Source organism: Mycobacterium celatum, assembly GCF_002101595.1.
Taxonomy (GTDB): Bacteria; Actinomycetota; Actinomycetes; order Mycobacteriales; family Mycobacteriaceae; genus Mycobacterium; species Mycobacterium celatum.
This window is the reverse complement of record NZ_LQOM01000008.1, coordinates 1-1,757: the sequence shown is the minus strand read 5'-3', so window position 1 is coordinate 1,757 and position 1,757 is coordinate 1. Positions and strand designations below refer to the sequence as shown.

The window sequence follows — 1,757 nt, the reverse complement described above, 5'->3', positions numbered from 1 at the left end:
CCGCCGAGTTCGAAGAAGGAGTCGTCGACGCCGACTTGTTCGAGGCCCAGGACTTGGGCGTAGATGCCGGCCAGCAGTTCTTCGATGGCGTTGGCCGGGGCGCGGTAGCGATCCACATCGGCGTATTCCGGTGCCGGCAGCGCACGCTTGTCGAGTTTGCCGTTGACCGTCAACGGCAACGTGTCCAGCACGACCAGCGCCGCGGGCACCATGTAGGCCGGCAACCGTTCGGCCAGTGCGGCACGCACCGCCACCGGGTCGACGGCACCGGTCACATAGCCCACCAGCCGCTTATCACCGGGGCGGTCCTCACGGACAATCACCGCCGCCTGCCCCACCCCCGCACAGCCGGCCAACGCAGCCTGCACCTCACCAAGCTCGATGCGATACCCGCGGATCTTGACCTGCTCATCGGCGCGCCCCAAATAGGCCAACTGCCCAGCAGCATCCCAACGCACCACATCCCCAGTGCGATACATCCGCTGCCCCACACCACCAAACGGGCACGCCACAAACCGCCCCGCCGTCAACCCCGCCCGGCCCACATACCCAAAACCCACACCACGACCGGCCACATACAACTCACCCACCACCCCGGCGGGCACCGGCCGCAACCACCCATCAAGCACAAAAAACCCAAGATGAGCCAACGGCACCCCCACCGGGCTCACCGCACTATCGACATCACCAGAGCCGATCTCGCGGAACGACGCATGCACCGTCGTCTCGGTGGTCCCATACATATTGACCAACCGCGGCGCCCCCGGATGACGCTGCAACCACCCCCCCACACGCGCCGGCTCCAACGCCTCCCCGGCAAAGATCACCGTCTCCAACTTGAGCTGACGACCCAACTCCGGCGCCAACGCATCAGCAGTCTGCAACGCATAAAACGCCGACGGCGTCTGACTCAACACACTGACCTGCTCGGCCACCAACAACGCGTGGAAATCCTCCGGCGAGCGCGCCACCGACTCGGGCACCACCACCAACCGGCCCCCATGCAGCAGCGCACCCCACATCTCACACACCGACACGTCAAAAGCCAACGAATGCCACAGCGACCACACCTGCCCGGCCAACTCCACGCTGTCGCCCAACGACGCCATCAGCTCAACCACGTTACGGTGAGAAATCGCAACCCCTTTGGGCACACCCGTCGTACCCGAGGTGTAAATGATGTACGCCAGATCATCAGCAGCCGGCACCGGCAAACCAGCACTGGGCTGAGCATCCACCACCGGATCATCGACATCGATGACCAGCACATCCAACCCATCCAGCCGATCAACCAACCCCGCCGAGGTGATCACCGCCACCGGCGCGGCATCACCCACCACAAACGCCACCCGCGCCGCCGGCACCGCCGGATCAATCGGCACATACGCCGCACCGGTCTTCAACACCGCCAAAATCGCCGCCACCGCCTCAACCGAACGCGGCAACAACAACCCCACCCGCTGCCCAGGACCCGCCCCACAACCAACCAACAAGTGCGCCAACCGATTCGACGCCTCATCAAGCTCGCCATACGTCACCGAGCGGCCCCCACCACACAACGCCACCGCCTCCGGCGCACGCACCACCTGCTCACCAAACACCGCCGGAATCGACCCCACCGACACCGCCGACCCCGTCAACACCCCCCGATTACCCCACCCCAACAACCGAACCCACTCAACCTCATCCACCACACCCAACGACGACAACAACCCACCCGAAGCAGCCGCCATCCCCACCAACACCCGCTCCAACCG

The 1,757-nt window shown here is 65.2% G+C and carries 1 protein-coding gene; it reads right to left on the bottom strand.

The window, feature by feature from the left end; all coding sequences use genetic code 11:
- Nucleotides 1–1,757 (bottom strand): non-ribosomal peptide synthetase (locus tag AWB95_RS00975; RefSeq protein WP_139818438.1); only part of this gene is annotated, 1,757 nt, incomplete at both ends.